The following is a 23,750-nucleotide window of genomic DNA, read 5'->3' as shown; positions in this document are numbered from 1 at the left end:
TACAGTTGTAGGTTATGAGCGAAGACCATCTGACACCATCCTCCAATCCGTCCATCGATGTGACCAGCTGGAAGCAAGCGGTCCAGCCGAAGGACCGTTCTCGCGCGGGCATCGCCGCACGCGCGAAAGCGCCTTTGGAGTCGCATGCCATCTGGCAGGTGCGCGAGGGACGCCGAGAGGCGATCGCGTTGCTTGAAGAGCAATCGGCGATTCGCGTGCCGGAGCTTATTCCCTTGAGGTACAAGCGCATGAGCGTCAGCCCATTCACCTTCTACCGGGGCACCGTGCTCATCATGACCAATGATCTGGCTTCCACGCCGGTCACAGGCATTCCGGTGCAATGCGTCGGCGATGCGCATATCGGCAATTTCGGCATCTTCCGCTCCCCTTCGGCCCGACTGGTGTTCGATATCAACGACTTCGACGAAACCGCGGTCGGTCCTTGGGAATGGGATCTGAAACGGTTGGCCGTGTCCGTGGAGATCTGCGGCCGCGCGAACAAAATCAGGCCAAAAGACAGGCGTGACGCGGTGCTGCAATGCGTACGCACGTATCGCGAGCGCATGAAATGGTTTTCCGAGATGGATTATCTGGACGCCTGGTATGAGCATCTGGACGTGGAAGAGACGCTGGACCGTTTCGAGTCCGAAAGCGGCAGACGCAATCCCATGCTGCGCGATACGGCGATGAAGGCGCTGCTCAAGGACAATGACGCCGCCGCGGCCAAGCTGTGCCATTATGAGGGTGGCAAGCTGCGGTTCAAATCGAATCCGCCGGAACTGGTTCCCATCAATGAGCTGTCCGAATATGCCGACCCGGAGACGCTGCAGGCACGTATCGATACGCTGTTCGAAAGCTATCGCCATTCGTTGTATGACGATCGACGCATGGTATTCGACCATCTGCGCTATCAGGATGCCGCACGCAAGGTGGTGGGCGTCGGTTCGGTGGGTCAGCGCGCATGGACCTCGGTGTGGATCGCACGTGACATCGATGACCCGATGATGATCCAGATGAAGGAGGCCACGTACTCCGTGCTGGAGCATTATTGCGGCGCTTCCCCCTACCCCACGCATGGGGAGCGTGTGGTCCAGGGACAGAAGCTCATCCAGAACACCGCCGATGTGCTGCTGGGATGGTCGAGTTTCATGGCCGAGGACGGCCGCAAGCGTGATTACTATGTGCGTCAGCTGTGGAACGGCAAGGGGTCCATCGACATCGACAGCCTCAATGCCGCCGACTTGATCGATCTGGCCCGCATGTGTGCATGGTCGCTGGCTCATGCTCATGCCCGCACCGGGGATTCGATCGCCATCGCCAATTACATGGGCGGCACCGATGAGTTCGATCAGGCCCTGGCATCGTTCTCTGTGAGCTACGCCGAGCAGAACGACGAGGACTATGCACTGTTCATGAAACTCATCGAATCCGGTGAACTGCCCTGCGCATAAATCTGGCGCAAACCGCCAGGCGTTGTGGGTTCCCTCCTCAGGGAGCCCACAACACATTCCGCTTACTTCGCGACCTGAAGCGCCTCTTCGAGGGTGAACGCCTTGGCGTAGAGAGACTTGCCTAGAATCGCCGCATCCACACCCAAATCGGACAAGGTCTTGATGGCGCGCAGATCATCCAGCTTGGAGATGCCGCCGGAGGCGGTGACCTTGGCGTCTGTGCGTTCGGCCACCTCGCGCAGCAGTTCGATGTTCGGCCCGGACATCATGCCGTCCTTGGCCACGTCGGTGACCACATAACGCGAGCATCCCACCGAGTCGAGGAACTTCATGGTCTCGAACAGGTCACCGCCCTCACGGGTCCAACCGCGGGCCGCCAGCGTGTGTCCACGCACATCGAGGCCCACTGCCACGCGATCGCCGTACTTCCTGATCACCGAAGCAGTCCAATCCGGATTCTCCAGAGCAGCGGTACCGATGTTCACGCGAGCGGCGCCGGCCTCCAGGGCCGCGTCAAGCGAATCGTCATCGCGTACACCGCCGGAGAGTTCGATGTTCACCTTGTCGCCGAGTTCGTGGACGATCTGGCGCAGCTGGTCGCGATTGTTACCTGTGCCGAATGCGGCATCCAGATCGACCAGATGAATCCATTCGGCACCGGCCTCGACCCAAGTGCTTGCGGCTTCGAACGGGGAGCCGTAATCGGTTTCCGAGCCGGATTCGCCTTGACGCAGGCGCACGGCCTTGCCGTCACGTACATCGACGGCGGGAAGCAAAGTCAACGACATATCAATCACCTTTCCAACGTGTTCGGGTATCGCCCGACCAGAATCATTGCTCGCAGTATCACAAGCAGCGCCACAATCCGCCGCGCAATCCGCCGCGCTTCGGTTCACAGCGTCGCGATCCAGTTCTTCAGCAACTGGGCACCGGCGTCACCGGATTTCTCCGGGTGGAACTGGGTGGCAGACAGCGGACCGCGCTCGTATGCTGCCACGAATCTGGAGCGGTCGTACCGGCACCAGCTCACCTGCTCGCGCTCACCGCTCAGATCGATGGAGAAGCGGGATGTGTCCGCCGGATGCACGTCCATCGCGGCATATGAATGCACGAAGTAGAAGCGCGCATGCTCCACTCCTTTGAGCAGCACGGAACCTTCGGCGGCGTCGATGGTGTCCCAGCCCATGTGCGGCACCACGTCGGCGTCCAGCGGATCGACCGAACCGCCAATCAGACCGATGCCGTCGGCCTGCTCGCCGTGTTCGGTGCCATGCTCGAACATGATCTGCTCGCCCACGCACACGCCGAGCACAGGACGGCCGGCACGGATACGGTCATAGATCACCCGGTCGCCATCGACATGCTTCAGACCTGCCATGCATGCGGCGAATGCGCCTACTCCGGGCACCACAAGTCCATCGGCCTCCAAGGCCTGCCGATAGTCGGATGTCAGCGTAGTGTCCACGCCGAGGTTTGCCAGCGCGCGCACCATGGAACGTACATTGCCGAACCCGTAGTCGAATACGACTGCTTTCTTGGTCATACGTCTCTCCTACTTGCCCGGATACGGGCGACTGTGATGTTATTCGATGCGGGATCCACGCCCGGCACGGCCTTGCCTGGTATGTCTGGCGAGTATATCCATGGCCTGATCATGATTGAGGTCAGCGGAATTCACCACTTCAAAACCCTGGCTCTTCAGTTGCACCAGCGTCACGATACCGAGCATCAGATCCTCCACGAAGCGTGGAGTGGAGTTGAAGAGCACTGGTGGCGCAAACGTCTGACCGGCATCTCCCTGCATGTACATGGTGGCCTCGAGTTTGTCCGCACGGTTGACTGCAAGCACCACAGCCATGCCGGAGACCACGGTGGTCAGGTCTTTGGCCGCGGCTTCGGGTCCGTCTCCGTCAAGGTTCTTCAGCACGGCGACCGCACCCTGATTGGATCCGATGCATTCCGCGGAGATATCGGACAACTGGCAGAATGCCGCCAGCAGTTCGGCGGAGGCGACTCGGGTGACGATCAGCGCAATCTTCGCCTTGTTGCCCAACAGGCCGGCGAGTTCATTGTCGAATCCCACAGACGGGTCCACGACATCAGCCATGGCTTCGTTTACGGCATTGGCGACATCATCCGTACTGGAGTCGACGCTGGAGTCGGAGCTGGCACCATCCTGATCGGAAGACTTGCCATCTGAGGCGGCGTCATCCGAGAATTCCTTTTCGAACCCGGCCAGTGCCGCCTCGAGTTCCTCATCAGAGAAATGGGCGTCATCCGGGTCGATGCCATCGGGATCGATTCCCTTGGTATCGTCTGCCATCACAGAGCCCCCTTGGTGCTGGGAATTAGGCCTTCGATGCGCGGATCGGGCTCGATCGCGAATCGCAGCGCCCTGGCCAAGGCCTTGAACTCGGCTTCAGCGATGTGGTGCGGATCGCGGCCGGCGAGCACCTGCATATGCAGGCAGATGCCTGCATGCAATGCGATTGATTCCATGACATGACGGACAAGCGATCCAGTGAAATGCCCGCCCATCATGCAGTATTCGAAACCTTCGGGCTCGCCGCTGCATACGCAGTACGGGCGTCCGGAGATGTCGACCACGGCCTTGGCCAACGCTTCATCCAGCGGCACGGTGGCATCGGCGAAGCGCCGGATGCCGCGCTTGTCGCCCAAAGCCTGCTTCAGCGCTTCACCGAAGACGATGGCCGTGTCCTCCACCGTGTGGTGTACGTCGATGTCGGTGTCTCCGTGGGCGTGAATCTTCAAATCGATGAGCGAATGCTTGCCCAGCGCGTTCATCATATGGTTGTAGAACGGCACCGACGTATCGATGTCGGTCTGACCGGTACCGTCGAGGTCCAGCTCCAAGTCGATATGCGATTCACTGGTTTCGCGAACGATGTGCGCGGTTCTTGCCATCAGCTCTCCTCCACAATATGCAGCACTTCGGCAAGGGCGGTACGGAAGGTTTCCATTTCCTCATCGGTGCCCATGCATACACGCAGCCATCCGTCCGGACCGACCACGCGGATCAGTACGCCGCGCTTCAGCAGTTCGTCGAAGATGTCGTCGCGACGGTCGAAGTGACCGCCGAACAGCAGGAAGTTCGATCCGGATTCCGCCACTTCGAGCGGCTGGCCCTTATAGGTCTGCTGCTTGAGCCAGGCGGCGGTGGCTTCGCGTGTTTCACGCAGATGTTCCACACGGCTCAACTGCTCGTCGGTGTGTTCGAATGCGGCGAGCGCGGCAGCCTGGGTCACGGCGGACAGATGGTAGGGCATGCGCACGATACGCACGCAGTCGATGATGCCCTTGTTCGCGGCCAGATAGCCGACGCGGGCGCCGGCGAAGGCGAATGCCTTGCTCATCGTTCGGCTGACCGCCAGATTCGGATGATCCTTGATCAGGCTTACGGCGCTGGGGGTTCCGGGCTTGCGGAATTCCACGTAGGCTTCGTCAATGACGAGAATAGGATGCACGCCTTCGCCTGCGCCGGCCACTTCCGCGGTTTCGCAGGCGGTGAGGATGCGCTCGATGTCCTCCATCGGCAGCGGGGTGCCGGTCGGGTTGTTCGGGCTGGTCAGCAGCACCATGGATGGCTTGACCTCGGCGATGGCTTCGATGACCTTGTCCACGTTCAGTGTGAAGTCGGGATTGCGATGTGCCAGCTTCCACCCGGTGAAGGTGTCGCGCGCGTACTCCGGATACATGGAGTACGTGGGGTCTGCGCCCAATGCCGTTCGGCCTGGGCCGCCGAAGGCCTGGAAGAGCTGAAGCATGATCTCGTTGGAGCCGTTGGCGCCCCACAACTCGTCCACGTCCAGTCGGGTGCCGGATTCGCGGGCCAGATAATCGCTGAACGCCTGGCGAAGCTCGATATGCTCGCGGTCGGGGTAACGGTTCAGCGTGGGTGCGATTTCGCGCACGCGCCTAGCGATGGTGTCGCAGACGGCCGGATCGGGAGCATACGGGTTTTCATTGACGTTCAGGCATACTGGAACATCCAACTGCGGAGCGCCGTAGGGCTCTTCACCGATCAGATCGTTGCGCAGTGGGAGGTTCGAAGGAATAGCGCTCACAGCAGACCAGCCTCCTGCTCCTGCTCACGCAGGGTCGCCTTGTCATACGGGTCCTTGACGAAACGGCTCAGCACGCACTCACCGTGGGCGGGCAGGTCTTCGGAGACGGCGAACGCGTTGATGCGGGCCGCCAGTGCCTTGAGGCCTTCCTCGTCGTATTCGATGACTTCGACCGGCTTCATGAAGGTGTGCACACCAAGTCCAGCGGCGAAGCGGGCGGTGCCGCCGGTGGGCAGCACGTGGTTGGAACCGGACATGTAGTCGCCCAGCGGCACCGGGGAATACGGGCCACGGAAGATGGCTCCGGCGTTCTTGATGCGCTTGACAACCGCATCGGCGTCCTTGGTCTGAATCTCAAGATGCTCGGCTGCGTAGGCGTTGGCCGCATCGATGGACTGGTCGAGGCCGTCGGTAAGCACGATGGCGGACTGCGTGCCGGACAACGAGGTGTGGACGCGTTCGGCGTGCTCGGTCTTCGGCACGCGGTAGTTGAGGTTCTCCTGCACCTTCTCTGCGAAATCCTCGGAGTCGGTGAACAGCACGGAGCCGGCGAGCTCATCGTGCTCGGCTTGGCCAATCAGATCGGCGGCGACCAGGCTCGGGTTGGCGTCCTTGTCCGCGATGATGCCGATCTCGGTGGGACCGGCGACCGCATCAATGCCCACGAACGCGGAGACCAGGGACTTGGCGGTCGCCACGAAGATATTGCCCGGACCGGTGATCTTGTCGACCGGATCGCACAGCACGTCGCCATCCTGCGGCTCGCTGCCCTTGGCTCCATAGGCGAACATGGCGATGGCCTGTGCACCGCCGACCGCATACACTTCCTTGACACCGAGAATCGCGCAGGTGGCCAGAATGGTCTTGTTCGGCAGGCCTTCGGCGTCATCTCGGGCAGGCGGAGTCGCAATGGCCAGCGATTCCACACCGGCGGCCTGCGCCGGCACGGCGTTCATGATGACCGAGCTCGGGTAGACGGCCTTGCCGCCGGGCACATACAGGCCCACGCGCTGAATCGGAATCCAGCGCTCGGCGACACGGGCCCCTTCGGCCAGATCAGTGTAGAAGTCCTTGGGAACCTGGTTCTTCGCCACAGCACGCGCGCGGCGCACGGATTCCTCGATGGCGGAGCGCACCTCGGGGTCAAGCGTGGTGAGCGCATCTTCAATGGCCTCGGCCGGCACGCGCAGGTGCTCCGGACGCACATGGTCGAACTTCTCCTCGAAGTCACGCAGGGCGGCGGCGCCGCGTTCCTTGACATCGTCAAGAATCGGACGCACCAGATCGGTGGCTTCGGATGTGCCCATGGCAGCGCGCGGCATCGCGGCAAGCAATTCGGCACGGGACAGTTTCTGACCACGAAGGTCAATGATTCGCATGATGTTCTCGCTCATAAAGCCACATCGTACCAACGTGAGCGGCCTAAGCGTCAAGGAACGCCCATGTTCACCCGTATCGTGAGATTATCATGCGTGATGATGTTCGCGGTGCAGGTTATTGACGCACGCCAAATGTCCGAGTGCCCTCATCAATGAGGGGCACATCATGCACGGCGACGTGACTCACTTCGGACCATCGCGGGCCAACGGCTAATTGCTTAACTAATGCTTGCACTGCATCATTACTCCCCTGCGCCTCCAGCTCGACCGAACCATCGAGGCAATTGCGCACCCAGCCCTGTACGCCTAGCCGACGCGCCTGAGTCACCGTAAAATAGCGGAATCCCACGCCTTGTACCAGTCCGGTGACCACTATATGTTTGCGAATCCTATCTGCCGATTGCTTCATGATGCTCAGTTCCTAGTCCATCGTCCGCAGCATTGGGTAGAGGTTCAGAAACCGCCGGTAAGCGTTGGCATATGTGCGTGCGGTGTCGGGATTCGGCTGATATACAGTGCGTTCGCATACTGATTGCAGCAGGCCCGGTGCATTGAATACTAATGATGCCATTGCCACGGCTGGCAGAATATCGGCGTTGGCGAATACTTCGATGGAATGTTCCAACACATCGGCCAGAATCTGGCACCAGGCCGCCTCTCGTGCACCACCACCAATCAGGGATATTGCCGTCGGCTCGGCATCAAAGCTTTCCATACCTTGGCGGATTGAGAAAGCGACGCCCTCCAATGCAGCACGAACCAAATCCGCTTCGGTGGTGTTTGGAGTAAGGCCCACGTAGGCACCGCGTATATTCGGGTTCATGACGGGGAAACGCTCCCCCACCAGATATGGCAGGCACAGCACGCCATTGGAACCGGGTTCTGATGCTTCAATAAGTCGATGCGCTTCTGCGTAATTGCCATCGGTGAATACACTGGTCACCCATTTGTGAACGTCGCCGGCATTGAGGAACGGTACTGCGTTCACGAATCCCGGTTCCACGCCGAATGCCAGATTGGCGGCACCTGGCTTGTCGGTGAACGGCTCGGGCGAAACGGTAGCGATCCAGCCCGAGGTACCGATATTGATGTTGTATTGACCCGGCTTGCTCACACCACTGGCTAATGTGGTCGCCCCGGCGTCTCCGATGCCTGCATACACCGGTGTGTCCACAGCGAAACCGGTCGACCACGCCGCGGCAACAGTCACAGTGCCGATCTGATCTTGTGGCTTATGCAATTCGGGCAATATGGCGAGGTCAATTGTTGCGGCCTTGCATAACGCCGCATCCCATTGGCCAGTACGAATATCCATCGCACCTGCCGTGGAGCAGGCCGCCACATCGCCGACGCATTCACCAGTCAGCTGTGCAATGAGATAATCCTTGGAACTGATCAGCACATGGCGAATGCGCGCATACGTTTCCGGCTCATGCTCGCGCAGCCACATCAGCTTCGGCACAGGCAGACAGCCCTCCAAACGATTGCCCACGGCTTCGAGGAAACGCGCCGTACCGCCCGGATACGCAGTGCCGAGCTGTTCGGCTTCGGCCTCGGCGCGGCCGTCCGAATACAGGATCGCGTTGCGCACAGGTTCGAGCCCGGCACCCAATGCGATGACATCCTGCATCTGCCCACTGCAGATGATGCCGGCGATCTGATTGGGTGCAAAGTCCGCTTCTTGTTTCGCGGCGGCGCGCAGCAGGTCCTGGGATACGTCGCAGAACGCCCGCCACCATTCCCTCGGGTCCTGTTCACGATGGTCCCCGTCGATGATCAGCGTCAAATCACGGCTCTTGCTGGCCACGATACGCCCGTCCCGCGCAACCAACGCACCCTTGAGCGCCGTGGTTCCCGAATCGAATGCCGCCGCGTACTGCACGCCGCCACCTTGACAATCGCCGTTGCCTTGACGAGCGTCACCGCTCTGTGTCATGTGTTTCCCCTCCTCGACATGTCCGCAGGTCTTCGATGCGCCGCCGAATGATCCGCTTCCCATCGTAGCCGCCTGTTGTTGCTGTTCACCCGGTAATTGTCCGGTTCTCAATGACGTAACGAGCAAACGCCGGCGCAGATTCGTGAAGTGTTCCATACCTACTTCCTCGAATGGGGATGCATCGGCTTATAGACCGCCTAGAACATAGCACGCATGTGCGGGAGCCGTACACATCATGGAAGGTGGCTGACTCCCGCAGAAGAATGCCAATAGCATGCCTGCTCACGGCGTGTCAGTAGACGGAGCAATGAAGACAAAAGAAACAAAAGAGTGACTTCTGTTGTTTTTGTAGGTTGGGTATGTGGTGGCCGTTTCGCTTCGCTGAGAGCGTACCTAGTATGGTACAGATGTTCGTCGTGTGCCACGACGCTGCAATATCGCCTGTGCATTTATCACCAAGAGGGCGACGCTCCACTAACATGACCGTTGCTCCCTTTATATACCACCGGATTCTTCAGTGATAACGTTGCACAAGGGTATTAGACCGGTACGAGGAGCAACAAGGTCGACCCAATATGACGGTGCCGCAACCTATTCATCGCATAGCTGACCAGCATCGACGTGCGCCGGCGTGCTCCCCCCGTTCCGCGGTTTTCTTCATAGAATAGGGTTGAAACAGTACCGATAGGGAAAGTGAGGCATGATGGCGATACAATCGACGATTACCCTTAACAACGGCAGCGTTATTCCTCAGGTCGGTCTTGGTGTCTTCCAGACTCCGGACGGCGAGACCACGGTGAATGCGGTGCAGACCGCATTGGAGACCGGCTACCGCCATATCGACACCGCGATGATCTACCGCAATGAGACTTCGGTGGGCGAAGGCATTCGCCGTGCCGGTGTGCCTCGCGATGACTTTTTCCTGACCACCAAGCTGTGGAATGACGATATCCGCGCGCATCGTGGTCTGGACGCCTTCCAGGAGAGCCTGGATCGTCTGGGACTGGATTACGTCGACCTGTATCTCATTCATTGGCCGGCTGACGGTTGGCAGCAGGCGTGGGATGACCTGCAGGAGATCTACGCTTCCGGTCGCGCGAAGGCCATCGGCGTCAGCAACTTCCAGCAGCACCACATCGAAGAGCTGCTGAACAACAGTGACGTGGTGCCTGCCGTGGATCAGATCGAATCCTCTCCTCAGTTCACCAATCAGGAGCTCATCGACTTCCTGACCACCAAGGGCATCCATACCGAAGCTTGGAGCCCACTGGGCGGCACCGGCGGCAACCTGCTGGGCAATCCCGTATTGGCCGAAATTGGTGCCAAGTATGGCAAGTCCGCAGCTCAGGTGGTGATTCGCTGGCATATTCAGCGTGGCGTAGTGGTACTGCCGAAGTCCACCCATGCCGAACGTATCAAGCAGAACTTCGATGTCTTCGACTTCAACCTGTCCCCCGAAGACATGGATGCCATCACCTCGCTCAACACCGGCCACCGCAACGGTGCCGACCCCGACGACTTCGACTTCTAATCGACGCGGCAATCGTGAGTCGGTCTGCGGCGTATAACGGCATGCCGCAGATCGACTCCAAAACGGCGGTTTTCAGCGAAAAGACAAGACGGTAGACTCGTCAGGGCGTTCCACCTGCTGTTCTAGCGTTCACTCCCCCTCTCGTTCTTCGTCACCGTCATCGTCGGACTGCTCATCGCCACCGAACACGGTTTCGAAAACGTCCTTGAACTCACCGAACACGGTTTCGTCACCGTAGACAGGAACATCCCTGCCATCGCCATCCTTCACGCCGCCTGCCACGGCATCCGACGACGCGACCACTTCCACAGGCTCCGGATCGGAGATGTGCAGGTATCCGCCGTCCGCCTTCAGCTGGGCGCGGTTGACCTCCTCCCATGCGTTCTCCCAGTTGAACAGTTCCTCGGCGTAACCCGGATACGGCTCCTTGTTGCGGGTCTCCCATGCGATGATCTGCTTCGGGGTGACCGGCTGGGAGGGGTGGAACTCCTCGGTAAGCCCCTCAGGAATCGGGACGGTGTAGTCGCTGATGTCGTCGTCGCGGTCTCGCGGGTCAGTGAACACGACTTTGGACTTAATGACCTTACCCATGGCAATCTCCTTTACTCGTTCGGCCAACCACCCTGTGCGGTTGGCTCATTGCCTGACACCCCTATCAACCGGACAAAACCCCAAAAACCGAGACACGCCTCAAATTCCAACGAAAAGAGCAGTTGTCAGATTGGTATAGACGTCAGCAAATACCGATGCAATGACAGAAAGGGCATACAGGAGGTGCATATGAATCGTCAATGTCGCAGATGGCGTATGCCCCCTAGCGCAGCACTGAATAGTGCGGCAGATGATGCGGCACGAGAGTCAATCTATAAGCAAGAACGCAGTCTTATCTATGTCTCGCTTACACGAGCCCGTAAGGTAGTTCTGCTGTTGGGACACTGACAAGAAACACCATGATTGGGGCTCTATCTGATTGATCGTGATCAGATAGAGCCCCAATCAATTCATCCTGCGATATATCGATCAGCTCACATCAATCAATCGATGACCTGCCAAACCTATCAGCCAGCGTTCGGTGACTCGGTACCCCGAGTAGCGCTGTTCTAAGGCTCGCGCGTAAAGATCCTGCTGAGCTCGGTAATCGTCGGCAAGACGTCTCTGCCAAGCGTCAAGAGATTCCCCGCTCTGCACCCGATCGGTTTTGTAATCGAACAATATGATGGATTGCGTTGCATCATCGACGACAAAGCCATCGATGACACCACGCACTACGATCTCCTCGTTTTCCCTGGAGGACAGCGAAGACGCCATATCCGGAGCCGCAGAACCATCAGCATTCGCGTTGCCGCTATTGAATACCGCCAATTCCTGCGCTCCAATCAGCATGGCGAAAGGCTCTTCCCTGTGCAGATCGGCTGGGTTTGAACGGATTCGGGCAGTAAGCCTTCTCAGAGCATCCGCACTCACAGTTGCACTTTCGTCGGAAACCTGTGCACTATCAATCCGCCCGCCTGAGACAAACCACAGCAGATTCGCCATCATCGTCTCGCTACGCAGAGTTTCGGCCACGGCCGGTGCAATCAGATGCGTGCGCAGCAATTGATTGATAGCCGATTCAATACCAGCACGACAGGATCCGGCATTATCCGAACACTCCCAGTTGAAGATTTCCAACACGTTATGCGCACCGGTGCCCACCTCAGCGGGAGAAGCCTCGTGCCTGGCAGATTCAGTCACCATGAAGTCGGGCAAGGCAAAGTCCATGCGGCGCCAGTCATCTTTGGCATCCACAATCACGTTTTCCGTTGCGTCATCCTCAACATCACTGTCTTCGCCATCCGTAGTCTGTTGGACACTCTTGGCCATCCAATAGCGAGCGCCGGAAGCATTGACAGCAGCTGGCACACGCAGCAAACCGTCTCCATCCACTGCAGGGCGTTGAGCCTCAACATTCATGCGCTTCTTGGTGTATGAATACCCTGGCGTTTCCGCACTCATCTCGGTCTGATATTCAGGATCGTCCGCGTGAATGGAAATCGTAATGCGCATGCCTGGCCGTGCGGTCTGCGGGTCGGCATCATCAGGATTTTGAGGAACCACAATGGCTCGAGGCTCACCGTCGATACGAATATCTTGCCAATCATGCGGAATCTGCGTGGAAACACCCGGCTCTGCCGATTGCTGCCATGCAAGCAGGCCCCCGAGAATCCACGACAAATACCGAGAAGACGAAACCAACGATTGCACCGACAACGCCTTGCGCGGCCCGCAAACGGTATCCACTTCTCGTATGGAAACGTCACCGATGGCCTTTTGCATATCCAGCGAATTGGGTTTATCTTTGGATTCCTTGGCATTCGCCACGATGATGAGCTTCTCCTTAGGCCTGGTCAACGCCACGTAGAGCAGACGCAGCTCTTCCTCCACGCTATTACGCTTCAACTCCTCCATCACATCATCGCGTTGGAAAGTGCCCAATTTGTATTCATGACGCGCGGAAACTACATTCATGCCAGCTATGCCATATCGCGCACCCGGCTTTTCCACCACGGGAACAGCTGTGTTCTTCACGTTATTCAGCAAATCACCCGAAGCGTTCATCACGATTACCACCGGCCATTGCAAACCCTTGGCCTTGTGAATGGTCATGATATGCACAGCGTTCTTGGTAGGAACCGTTGAAGCCTCCTCCCCCGCCTTGGCATCCGTTGCCCAAGATTCCACGGCATCGAGAAACGCACGAAGATTACGACCATGTGTGGATTCATAGGTTCTGGCCTTGGCACAAAGCGACTCCAAATTGGCTTTGCGCTGCGCGCCTTCCGGCAGCAAACCCGCATAATCGTACAAATCCGTCACCGCATACAGATGCCATAAGAGTTCATCCAGCGGATGGCCGGAAGCAAAGTCACGCATATCATTCAGAAGATTCAAGAACGCTCGACACTTGTCAGTCAATTCCTGGGTGCGCCATTTATGCGCCAAATCGGTCGCAGTATCTTCGGGGTTGGCATCATTCGTGTCATCTGCATTGTCTGTATCAGACTGCACGTCAGCTGTTGCATGCCATTGATTCTCGAATTCACTGGCCACCCAGATTTGCCCGTACAATCCACCCTTCGTCTGCATACGCAACCGCGCCAGATCATCATCAGTAAAGCCAAGCGAACGCAGCACAGTGACCAGTGGAATATCCTGACGCGCATTGGCAATGACTCTTAACCAGTTGAGCGCCAAGGCAATCTCCGGTTTCTTGTAAAAGTCGCCTACCCCCTTCACTTCCACCGGGATGTTGGCAGCTTGCAACCGATCCGCAAGATCTCCAAAATAGGTGGCGCCACGCGAAAGAATCGCAATGTCACCATACGAATAGCCCTCCCGAGCAATCAATGACCGTACACGGCGCACAATCATGTCCACTTGCAGCTGACTTTGCACGCAACGCAAATTGCCTTGGGGTTTTTGGGGTTCCGGCTTGTTGCCGACGGGGCTGTCACCGACATCTTCCCGTTCACCTTCCAAACACAGCAGCAGTTCCACGGCATCGCTCCGGAACGACGCATCCGGCTCAGCTACATCACTGTGGGCATCAGCCCGCATGCGCAAACGTTCGGCACGATAATCCACCTTGCCCATGTCGCGAGTCATCAACCCATCAAACACTGCATTCACAAACGTGATGATCTCCGGCGTCGAGCGATAGTTCACCCATAATTGGCTGGTATGCTCCGGCGGAACCTGATCGCAAATCTCCTTGAAAGCCTCCGGAGAAGCGTCACGGAAACCGTAGATGCTTTGTTTGACATCGCCCACCATAGTGAGCTTATCCGCTTCACTACTGACGTATTGCACGAATGCGTTCTGCAACGCATTATCATCCTGACTCTCATCCACATAGATGCAACGCCACTGATCGTGGATGCGCTGTGCCGCTTCCGGCTCTTGCAATATGGAAAGAGCCCATTCCGCCACGTCGCTGAAATCAGCCAATCGCATGCGTCTTTTCTCAGCACGGTATGCATCATCCAAAAGATGAATGAAACAAACCAGCGTATCCAAACGATGCTTCATCCGCTCATACAACAGGTTGGTGTCTTCCAGCGAGAAAGCGAACATCGACAGTATCTTCTTCAGAGGTTGTTGAATATCGCTTACCGACTGTGCGAGTTCCCTCACACCTTCACAGTTGGTTTTGACTTTGCCTTTGAAAACGTCTTTTAATACGTTTGATCCCTGCGTGCAATTTGTAGTAACTGCATGGTACAGACCATTATCAGGATGTTCCTGCTCGTCGCGGAAAAGCGCATACAGCTCATTCCATGTACTGTTGCGCATCAATTCCGGCAGGGTATCCAGCTGAGAAAGCGACCGCAAATAGTGGCTGTCCTCCGGGAAATTGGTTTCCGGGTATTGTGAAGCGTACGTTTTCTCGATATATTCAATCCGCTCCAGCAGCACCGGATACACACTGGTGAACTCGGTAATACACGCGTCAATGCGTCGGTCAAGAGCGTCGCTCACCCCATATACAGGCTTATCAGCGGCGAACTTCATATCATACGGTTCACTCACATTACGCAGCCATGCGAGGCCATCCGGTTTGGTTAACGCCGTGCCGTACAGGCTGAACATCAAGCTGCGCAAATCTTTGTCTTTTCGGGCACCGCCAAAGCTTTCCAGGAGGTCCATGAAATCGACATGATGGCTATCGTTTTCGCTGTACCACTGTTCAAACAGACTATCCGCAACCTGCCGTTGCAAATCATGGCGCATCGCTTCGTCAGAAAGAATCTGCTGCCCTGGCTCCACTTGAGGCAGAAGCTCAGAATTGCGATCAACAATATATTTCGCAAGTGCATCGATGGTACTGATATGCGCAGCAGGCAAATCAGCGAGCGCTTGCGTGAACACCCTGCACGCCAATGGACAGTCGATGAGTATTGCCTGTGCCAAGGCCCCATCATCGCCGCCGATTTCATACCTATCATCGTGTTTGATGAGATGCCGCGGGTCGCAATGCTCATTAGCCGCAGCAAAATCGATGGCAAAACGAAGATTGGACTCTAGCCGCCTACGCATTTCCGCCGCTGCCGCTTCGGTGAACGTGATCACCAAAGAAGCGCGAATCGACTGTGGGCTAACGGCGCTGCGATTGCGCTCCAACAAATCAAGCAGCACGTCCTGTAACAACTGGGTGGTCTTGCCAGTACCAGCGGAAGCATTGATCACATACGTATTCTTATTCATGGCAACTATCCCCCTTACTTCTTCTGAACCATCGTCATGGCGGTATGAATGAGTGCATCTTTTGCAACCGGATCTTCGTAGTGGAAGGCTTCACCGTTCAACATATCCAAGGCAATCACATCCGTATACGAGCTGCGGACCAAGCCATCATCCGCCTTTGGATCCAAGGTTTTATAAGGCTGCACCGGCAAGTTCCCGGCCATGATGTTCTCGCAGGCTTCTTGGATCTTCAACTGCACGAAATCACAGATAGCGTTGAACTCGTCATCTTGTATCTGAGCCCAAACGCCAGGAGCGCTTGTTATCCAAGGATTCACGATGGTTGCACCACTGCCTAATCCCATGTTCCAGGCTGAGACCCATGAGTCATCTTGGAACAATGCCGTCACACCGTCGCTCAGAGGACCCTTCGTTCGCGTTGCAATCCAATCCGGGAATGCCACTGGTCTGACGGTGTCGTTTTTACGCCGAATCGGCACAAAGAACAAACCAATAAGCGGTACATCCGTATTACGCTGCGCCGCTCGGGCATAGGTAAACAGCTGGAGCTCACGACCGTAGTGGATGGCGGAACCCTTATCCACATCCGGACTTTTCTCTGATGGCTTTGAGCCGAACAACTGCTTGGCCGAGGATTTGTAATCCAACACCAGCAGCCCTTCAGTGCTCGTCTCACCGTCTGAAGCAATAACCTTATCGATACGATCAACCTTGCCATTAACATGCAGCGGGAGGGACACCATCTGCCCGTTTACTAACCCATTGAGGTATCCATCAGCTAACGCTTCCCATTTGCTGGGCTTGTTGTTGATAGTTCCGAACTGTCGCTCAGTGTGCAAAGGGACGATACGATTTGCGGATATGACACTCCGCTTGTTCTTCTTGTCATTCTTACCTTCCTCATCCTTGGACTGTTCCTGCCGCAGTTTGCCTTCGGCACACCAAGCAGTGCGAATACCATCCATGTATGCAGCCATGTTGAGCAGCGTGTAAGTGAGCTGTTGATGCACCATACGCATTCGTTCACTGGAGCCCAATACAGACATGCGAGGATCTTCTTCCAACACGCTCCACTGGTCATCTGGCGAGGCATCGCTTCGGTCAAGGCGAGCATAATCGCGTATATAGGCCTGCATCTGATGCAGCTCGGGTGACTCTCCAGGATGCTCGGTGACCCATCGGCCAACGGCATGTTCGAGTACCGCATGGTAGAAATTGCCCTCCAGCATGGAATCCAATTGGTATGGACGCAGAGGCTTGATTTTCAGTCCGTACTCGAGGAAGTAATCGTACGGATTACAGTAATACTTTTCGATAGACGATACCGAGGCGTCGAATACCCTGGAATCAGACACAGTACCATCTGCATCTGCAGTTGTTTTTGCAGTCGTATTTGCATCGTTGTCGGAGTCGTTCCTCTGACTCTTAGTGAACAACAGCGTGGCCAACTCTCGATCGAGAGGTTTCGTCTGGTCTGGCAATGGAATCAAACGTTCTTCGATATCGTGTCCCCATTCACAGGCCTTATGTCCCTCCTGAGAATCAGCTGCGCGAGGAGCGACAGTGTTCACGTAGGAGGAAGGCTGTTGTGCCGCACCATCCAAGGTTTTCGGCCATGTCATAATCAGCGCATCGCTGGCATGCGTGGTCAACATATTGAAAGCCAATGGTTCTCGGCGGGCTTTAGCATCCAAAGTGGAACGCAGAATCGACCAGGCTTCCACCCTTTTGCCGCGCGCAGCCAATACGTCTGCAAGCAGGTAACGTTCACTCTCATCCAACAAGCCGCTTTCATGTGGAATTGCCGGCAATTGCGATTCGCTCGCGCCAAGTACGTATACAAGTCGGTACTGCCGCATTGGGGTAGGGATTGTCACCACATCCACTGCGTTCAATGCCTTCGGACGAGTGCCTAATGGTTCGGCTCTCAGCAACGATTCGAGGTTGTCTTTGAATGTGGGCGCAAACACAGCGAATGGTTCATCGCCGAATTGCTGGACCATCTCATTCAATGCGCCCATGATGGTATCCCACACTTGGCGAGTGCGGTTGATACGGTACTCGTTCCTCTTGCCGGACTCCACCCCCGTGTTCCAAACGGCTTTGTTCACTTTCATGTCGATAAGGAACTGCACCAAAGAGCGAATCTGCTCTCGTACCGTCACATCGTTGACGCCATTATCAATGCCATCGCCCGGATAGTCAGCACAAGCTCTAAGCCCATACTGATGCTCAGCCTGATTAATGCATATGCTGATGGCGTGGGCCGCCTGCCATTCAGAAGCAGGATTCGTTGCGCCATCTTCAGCGAGCTGCCACAGCATGGAGGGATTCTGAGTAGCCAGTAAATTCTCCAGCTTGTCCAATGTAGATGAGGAAATTGGTCTGCGCTTCATCGCGCCAGTTGCATAATCCCTATAGTCAATGGTGACTCCGCGCATCAGCCCGCTACGGAACACGCGCAGAATAGTGGCTGGTTCACGACGATACAGCGCCGGATCCAACAGTCCGAGCACAACATCCGCCAATGGATCATCGCTCATCATGGCCGCAGGCGTAGTGTTCACCGGCACAGATCTATAGGAGAATTCCGTATCCAGCAACGCACGATATGGGCTCATGTCTCGGGCAGCAACCAGCACATCACCAAACGAGAGTTTCCCGCGAGAATCCTTAATCCGCCGTGCAATATCCGATGCCACGAATCGAATCTCCTCAGCTGGATTATCAATCGGCTTTGCTATAACCGGAATGTCAGTCACAGGCCGCACAGGTGCAAGGGCATGAACGGCATCGTTTGAAGAGCCTGTGAGCAGGCTCAGCAAATCACCGTACGGAACCTCAGCCATATCTGAATCGCAAACGAGTTGCGAATACCGTTCAACCCATTGCAAAGCGAGCGCCTCTGAGGGCGCAATGTTCTCGAAACCAAACAGTCCAAATCGATATGCCGAACCATGAACAGCCAACCATGATTTCATTACCGGGGCAATCTCACCCGGTAACGCGTAATTATCCGCATATTCATGTTCCACGAGTTCCAGTAACGAATGCAAGGCCTGGAACCGGCTTGCATTCGAGCTTGCGAGGCTTCCCGTGTTCTTCTGAGCCGCAGCATGAAGATCATCCGAACTGACACCGGATTTACGTAATTCCTCAACCTGCGCAGCGAACTGATTCACGGAACCGAAAGTTCGCCCAGCCTCACGAAACAGATCTGGTCTTTTGCTCATCTCCTGCGCAAGCAGGACTCGCATGAGGAAAGGCGAAAGTGTGGGACGCATGAATACGGCATCATCATGATTGCCGATAACCGAACGCACAAAACTAATGAAAGAATGGACGCTTACGTCCACTTCACGCTGCTGGGATAGTTCATGGCTACGCATGATACGCAACGCCTCACGCTCCGCATAAGAACGCAGACGAGCTGGAGTAAGCACCACAATGTGCTGGCAGCTTGGAGAAGCAGTATTGTCAGACAACATGCGTTCCAGCAGTGATTTCAATGTGCCACTCATCGGGCTCCCCCTTCATTGGAAGATGTCATATTCTGTACATTACCTCGGGACACTTGCCATATCATGAAGCACCACTCAAACATCGGGCAGTTTCCTTCCATTCTTCACCATGTGTATTCGCGACCGCCTTATCGGCCGCCTGATTCTATGAACCTGACAAGTTGTTCACCGAGAGAGACATAGACAGCGGCACGCCTCACATTCCAATGTTTTCGGGAAGTCGAAAACCGCGTCTCACACCGCGTCTCAAACTGACTTCCCGAAAACATGGACCGAGGCTCTCGATCGTTCATCCCGCTGCGTATCAGTCCGTACCGTGACCGGCGTAGATCACATCGGCGAAGGCGGTCCGCGTACTGTCTGAGTCCGTGAATATGCAGCTGTCGTTGATGTCACACTTCGCCTGAAGCCCCTTCACCTCATACTGCCGAGACACAAAGCGTGCGCATTGGATCGGGGTGCCGGCGCCAGAGACGTATTGGCAAGACCATTCGCCATCGCTTTCGCCGCCATCCTTGAATTCAGCCACGTCACCGGTAACCTGCGCATCGAACGTGATATTGAAATACCCGTTGGAGTCCGGCTTGGAAGCGTAATTCGTTATGGTGGAATTCACTTCCGAAACATCGTATCGGCAGGCTTTGGATATGCTTTTGCCGACGACCAGAGCATACTCCTTCCCGTTCAGATACAGTTTCTCCAGTGTCTGGCACATGTCTAGCCTAGCGATTTCATCCGCCAGCTCCTGCTGAATGCCCTGATCCGTCGTAATGGCATCCGTGGCGTTCAATGCATTCAGATGATCATTCGAGGACAGGCCGATGCCGATGGATCTGCCGTAATCAGTGTCTGCGGTAATCGTTTCCTTCCATGCACCCTGATACCACGAGCCCGTGCTCTTCACCTCATAGACGCCGGGAACCATGACATATTTCGTACCGGTTCCAGCATTTGCGCCTTCCACGGTAGCGTCCGCGGCAGTGACCATACGGAACAGCACCGGGTCCACTGCCTTCCACCGGTTCCCCTCCTCCTGGCGCATGACCAGTTCCGTGTTCTGCTTCTTGCCGTCCACCACATAGGAGACGGCAATGGAGCGCACGCGGTCGCCTGTCTTCTTCGAGTCGCCAACCACGATCTGCTCAATCGGTTTGGACGGTTTGACGCTCAGATAGGTTACCTTCCCAATGGCCTGTCGCGTCATCACCGACTGTTCGGCGACTGCCTTGGCATCTCCTGCAACGACCGACTCCATCAGCCTCTGAGCCGCGGAGCTGGCACCATCCATGCTGCAGGCAGTCAAGGGAGCCACCATTGCGCAAGCGAGGGCAGCCGCCATTACGGTCTTCCCCATCGTTCCCAAACGTGTCATCATCTCGTTACCTTCCTTACACCCATTCCGGGCAGTCAATGTGATTCGCTTCCTGCGAACCGTTCACCTCCTAGAACCGGACAACACACCACTGCGTCACGACACGCCTCAAATTCCAACGTTCTCGATGATTTGAACACCATTGTCCGGTTGTATCTGGTGTCAGCGCATGGCGATGGATTCCACCATCAATCAACGCTGACGGCTCCGGCGTTGCAGAGGCGGCACACCATGAGCCGAACAACCCGCCTCGAGAGATCAGGAGAATATCATGAAGCACACGAGCAAAGCCGCTGTCGCAACGATCATCACCGCCGGTACCATAGTCGCACCGCAGATGGCGATGGCGGACGAAACCGTCTCCACTCCTCAGGACCAGATCGCTTCGGCCGCACAGGCCGTGTCCGAAGCACAGCAGGCAGTGTCCGAGGCACAGCAGATTGCCGGCGTCCCGCAGGCGCAGCAGAAGGCCGACGAAGCGGCCTCCGCGTTGAACCAGGCACAGACCGCGCTGAATAATGCGCAGTCCACCAAGCAGAACACCATGCAGCAGCTCGATCAGGCGCAGCAGAACAACACCGCAGCCCAGCAACAGCTTGCCGACGCCAATGCCGCACAGCAGCAGGCGCAGACCAATTACGACAAAGCCGTCGATCCCGCGACTCAGCAGGCAGCTCAACAGGCCGTCGATCAGGCACAGCAAGCCGTGACCGATGCCACTGACATGCTGAAGGAAGCCAACGATGCAGTACAAAGCGCCCAGCATGACGCCGATACAGCGTTGCAGAACCAGAAAGACGCCGAATCCAAGCAACAGCAGGCCCAGAAAGAAAGAGACGATGCGAAGAAGGATGTTGATGCCAAGCAGCAGGCCATCGACATGCCCGATTCCGTAAAGCAGGCGTTTGAAGCCGCCAAGAAGGCCCAGGAAGATGCCGCAGCCAAGCAACAGGAAGCGGCAGCCACCGAATCGGGAGCGTCCACTGACGCAGCGGCCAAGAAAAACGCTTCGGATGAGGCCGCGAAAGCCGCATCTGAAGCCAACAAGGATGCCGATGCAAAGAAAGCCATCGCCGACAACGCCGAGTCTGAATGGAACAAGGGAGCTCTCGGGTTCTTTGAAGCCAATGGCCTCGACAAGGCAGCCAATGCCATCAAGGACTGGCAAGGAAAGGTCTGGTACAAACTTGGAGACAAGGATTCGGCAACCTCGTTGGACAACATGGCACAAACCGCAAAGGTCATGAAAGAAACCAATGAGATTCGCAAAAGCCTTGGCCTGAGCGAGCTCAACTATAGCGCATATCTTGCCGCCGCCGCTCAGGCCGCCGCAGATTACAATACGTTTGACGGCGGTGGGTTCGGCCACGTGTTTGTATATGGCGGCTCCCAGAACCTAGCTTGGGGGTATGATGATCCGCTTGACGGCTGGTATTACGCCGAAAAGAAGATCTGGGATTCCGGCAATCACGATTATTCCGCCACTGGTCACTATCAGAACATCATCAACCCGAATATCAACTCCATCGGAACTGGCACCACTTTCTCCGATGGGTCGGGTCTCAAGGTAGACGCCCAGAACTTCGGCTATGACGCCGGCGACATGACCGTTGACGAATATGTGACCAAGCTGAGCGCGTACATGGACGGTCTCAAGAATGCAGGCTCCATTTATCACACCGCACTTGACAAGGCCGCCCAGGCGCAGGCGAATGCCAAAACCGCCGCAGACGCATTGGCCAAAGCCAACGCCAAGGCCGCTGAAGCCACTGCAGCACGCGAGGCTGCAGATAAAGCGCTCAAGGAAGCCAACGAGAAGCTCGCGGCAGCGAAGAAGGCCTATGACGACGCCGCTGCAACACAAGCCGACAAAGTGGAAGCTCTGAAGAAAGCCCAGGAAACGCTCTCTTCCAAGGAGAACGCTCTTACGGAAGCCAAGAACGCCACCGCACAGGCAACCGAAGCGGCAACCAAGGCCAACGAGGCTTTGCAGACAGCCAAGTCCAAGGTCAAGGAAGCCCGACGGAACCTTGATGCGGCAAACGGCAAACTGTCCGAAGCCACTGCAGCACAAAAGGCTCTTGACCCTGATATCGCACAAGCTGCACTTGATAAGGCAAATGCCGCTTTGGAGGCAGCCAAAGCCACTGCTGAAGCCGCTGCGCGCAAGCTAGAAGATGCCACTTCCGCCGATGATACCGCAGGCAAGGCCCTTGCGGCAGCGCAGAAGGTCTACGATGCCGCCAAGGCTGACAAGGATTCCGCAGACAAGGCACTTGCAAGTGCCAAGGCTCTCGCTTCCAAGCTTGAACAGGCTCAGAAAGACAACGAGCAGGCTGCGCACGATGCCGCCGACAGGGAGTCGGCAGCGAAGCAGAATGCAAAGGATGTCGCTGGCCAGGCGCTGTCAAACGAAACCGGCACAACCGGGAATGGTGATTTGGCTGTCACCGGCGCGACTACTGCCCTGCCGTTGACCATGATGGCCATCGCCTCGCTTGCAGGAGCAGGCTGCGTCTTCGTCAAGATGAAGCTCGCACATGACTCCGAATCCCACGAACGTGACTGATTTCGGTTAAGAACGAGCCTATAAGGTGCTGGATGGGATTACTGCCATCCAGGTGCCACCCATCCAGCACCTTACGGGTTCTGATTGGAGCACATAAGCTGATACTGGCGCTGGACACTAGTTCATTTCGTCAAAGGTGAGGCGCATCTGGTGCCAGCGGACGTTGCCGTGGGTTGATGAGGAAACGCCTTCGTCGATATAGCCGAAACGCTGGTAGAAGCCGATGAGGTGTTCCTTGCAGGTGAGCACCAGCCCTCGTCGCCCGACTGCCTTGGTGTCCTCGATGACGGCGTGCATGAGAGTGCTGGCATGTCCGCGATGCTGGAATCTCGGATCGGTGTCAACGCCGAAAATCATCTGCCATTCGCCGTTTGGATTATGCAACGTGGCATCGGCATACATATCATCGGTCAAATCAGGGCAGTCGGTTGCGAAGCCATTGATAAAGGATATGATTGTCTGCTCTTCGGTGAGCAGCCAGAAGAAGTCAGGATACACGGTCAGCCGGGATTGCAGCTCATACGAACTGGCGGCTTCCGCAGGAGGGAAGCATGCGGCTTCAATGGCAGACAAGGATTCCAAATCAGCCATAGTGGCATGACGGATGTTTTCAGAAACGCTCATAAGGATATTGTTACGCGCCAGTGTGTCGTGTGTCTCTC

16 protein-coding genes are annotated in these 23,750 nt (G+C 56.6%); 3 read left to right on the top strand and 13 right to left on the bottom strand.

Features of this window, described 5'->3' with window-relative positions; translation table 11 throughout:
* Nucleotides 1-14: 14 nt before the first annotated feature.
* On the top strand, nt 15-1,451 hold the full coding sequence (locus BW09_RS04415) for a DUF2252 domain-containing protein (protein ID WP_140462432.1): 1,437 nt from the start codon (nt 15-17) through the stop codon (nt 1,449-1,451).
* A gap of 62 nt (nt 1,452-1,513) precedes the next feature.
* On the opposite strand, the gene priA is transcribed toward BW09_RS04415, so the two are convergent.
* From priA to BW09_RS04375, 8 genes are all read right to left on the bottom strand, one after another.
* Nucleotides 1,514-2,239, bottom strand: a complete 726-nt coding sequence (gene priA / locus BW09_RS04410) for a bifunctional 1-(5-phosphoribosyl)-5-((5-phosphoribosylamino)methylideneamino)imidazole-4-carboxamide isomerase/phosphoribosylanthranilate isomerase PriA (protein ID WP_044088756.1) — start codon at nt 2,237-2,239, stop codon at nt 1,514-1,516.
* A 104-nt stretch (nt 2,240-2,343) separates the two neighbouring features.
* Nucleotides 2,344-2,994, bottom strand: a complete 651-nt coding sequence (gene hisH / locus BW09_RS04405) for an imidazole glycerol phosphate synthase subunit HisH (RefSeq protein ID WP_044088755.1) — start codon at nt 2,992-2,994, stop codon at nt 2,344-2,346.
* Nucleotides 2,995-3,033: 39 nt separating this feature from the next.
* Nucleotides 3,034-3,753 (bottom strand): hypothetical protein, encoded by a 720-nt coding sequence (locus BW09_RS04400; protein ID WP_375137559.1) that lies wholly within the window; start codon nt 3,751-3,753, stop codon nt 3,034-3,036.
* A 20-nt stretch (nt 3,754-3,773) separates the two neighbouring features.
* Nucleotides 3,774-4,376 carry an imidazoleglycerol-phosphate dehydratase HisB gene (gene hisB, locus BW09_RS04395; protein WP_140462433.1) on the bottom strand — a complete coding sequence of 201 codons (603 nt, stop codon included), beginning with the start codon at nt 4,374-4,376 and terminating at the stop codon, nt 3,774-3,776.
* Nucleotides 4,376-5,536 (bottom strand): histidinol-phosphate transaminase, encoded by a 1,161-nt coding sequence (locus tag BW09_RS04390; protein ID WP_140462434.1) that lies wholly within the window; start codon nt 5,534-5,536, stop codon nt 4,376-4,378. The genes hisB and BW09_RS04390 overlap by 1 nt, the downstream gene beginning before the upstream one ends.
* The gene (gene hisD / locus BW09_RS04385; RefSeq protein ID WP_181161784.1) at nt 5,533-6,930 is read right to left on the bottom strand and encodes a histidinol dehydrogenase; all 1,398 of its coding nucleotides are present in this window, start codon (nt 6,928-6,930) and stop codon (nt 5,533-5,535) included. The genes BW09_RS04390 and hisD overlap by 4 nt, the downstream gene beginning before the upstream one ends.
* A 100-nt stretch (nt 6,931-7,030) precedes the next feature.
* A complete protein-coding gene (locus BW09_RS04380) occupies nt 7,031-7,324 on the bottom strand; it encodes an acylphosphatase (RefSeq protein WP_044088750.1) in 294 nt (97 codons plus the stop codon).
* A 12-nt stretch (nt 7,325-7,336) separates the two neighbouring features.
* Nucleotides 7,337-8,851 carry an FGGY-family carbohydrate kinase gene (locus BW09_RS04375; protein ID WP_140462435.1) on the bottom strand — a complete coding sequence of 505 codons (1,515 nt, stop codon included), beginning with the start codon at nt 8,849-8,851 and terminating at the stop codon, nt 7,337-7,339.
* Between the two features lie 703 nt (nt 8,852-9,554).
* Here BW09_RS04375 and BW09_RS04370 point away from each other — a divergent pair.
* Nucleotides 9,555-10,382, top strand: coding sequence for an aldo/keto reductase (locus BW09_RS04370; protein WP_140462460.1), 828 nt, complete (start codon nt 9,555-9,557; stop codon nt 10,380-10,382).
* Nucleotides 10,383-10,511: 129 nt separating this feature from the next.
* On the opposite strand, the gene BW09_RS11075 is transcribed toward BW09_RS04370, so the two are convergent.
* The 4 genes from BW09_RS11075 to BW09_RS04350 all read right to left on the bottom strand — a co-directional run bounded on the left by BW09_RS11075 (nt 10,512) and on the right by BW09_RS04350 (nt 20,450).
* Complete coding sequence (locus BW09_RS11075; protein WP_238567012.1) at nt 10,512-10,973, bottom strand: hypothetical protein; 462 nt, start codon at nt 10,971-10,973, stop codon at nt 10,512-10,514.
* A gap of 429 nt (nt 10,974-11,402) precedes the next feature.
* On the bottom strand, nt 11,403-15,626 hold the full coding sequence (locus BW09_RS04360; RefSeq protein ID WP_140462436.1) for a UvrD-helicase domain-containing protein: 4,224 nt from the start codon (nt 15,624-15,626) through the stop codon (nt 11,403-11,405).
* A gap of 14 nt (nt 15,627-15,640) precedes the next feature.
* Nucleotides 15,641-19,147, bottom strand: coding sequence for a PD-(D/E)XK nuclease family protein (locus BW09_RS04355; RefSeq protein ID WP_140464762.1), 3,507 nt, complete (start codon nt 19,145-19,147; stop codon nt 15,641-15,643).
* Nucleotides 19,148-19,451: 304 nt separating this feature from the next.
* Nucleotides 19,452-20,450 (bottom strand): hypothetical protein, encoded by a 999-nt coding sequence (locus BW09_RS04350; RefSeq protein ID WP_140462438.1) that lies wholly within the window; start codon nt 20,448-20,450, stop codon nt 19,452-19,454.
* 340 nt (nt 20,451-20,790) lie between these two features.
* On the opposite strand from BW09_RS04350, the gene BW09_RS04345 reads away from it, so the two are divergent.
* Entirely contained in the window at nt 20,791-23,088 is a 2,298-nt protein-coding gene (locus BW09_RS04345) for a CAP domain-containing protein (RefSeq protein WP_140462439.1), read from the top strand.
* 117 nt (nt 23,089-23,205) lie between these two features.
* On the opposite strand, the gene BW09_RS04340 is transcribed toward BW09_RS04345, so the two are convergent.
* On the bottom strand, nt 23,206-23,712 hold the full coding sequence (locus BW09_RS04340) for a GNAT family N-acetyltransferase (protein ID WP_044088745.1): 507 nt from the start codon (nt 23,710-23,712) through the stop codon (nt 23,206-23,208).
* Nucleotides 23,713-23,750: the final 38 nt, after the last annotated feature.

Origin of the sequence: Bifidobacterium sp. UTCIF-1 (genome assembly GCF_006408915.1) — a bacterium.
GTDB lineage: Bacteria > Actinomycetota > Actinomycetes > Actinomycetales > Bifidobacteriaceae > Bifidobacterium > Bifidobacterium reuteri.
The sequence above is the reverse complement of the archived record's forward strand: the minus strand, read 5'-3'. Positions and strand labels throughout refer to the sequence as shown.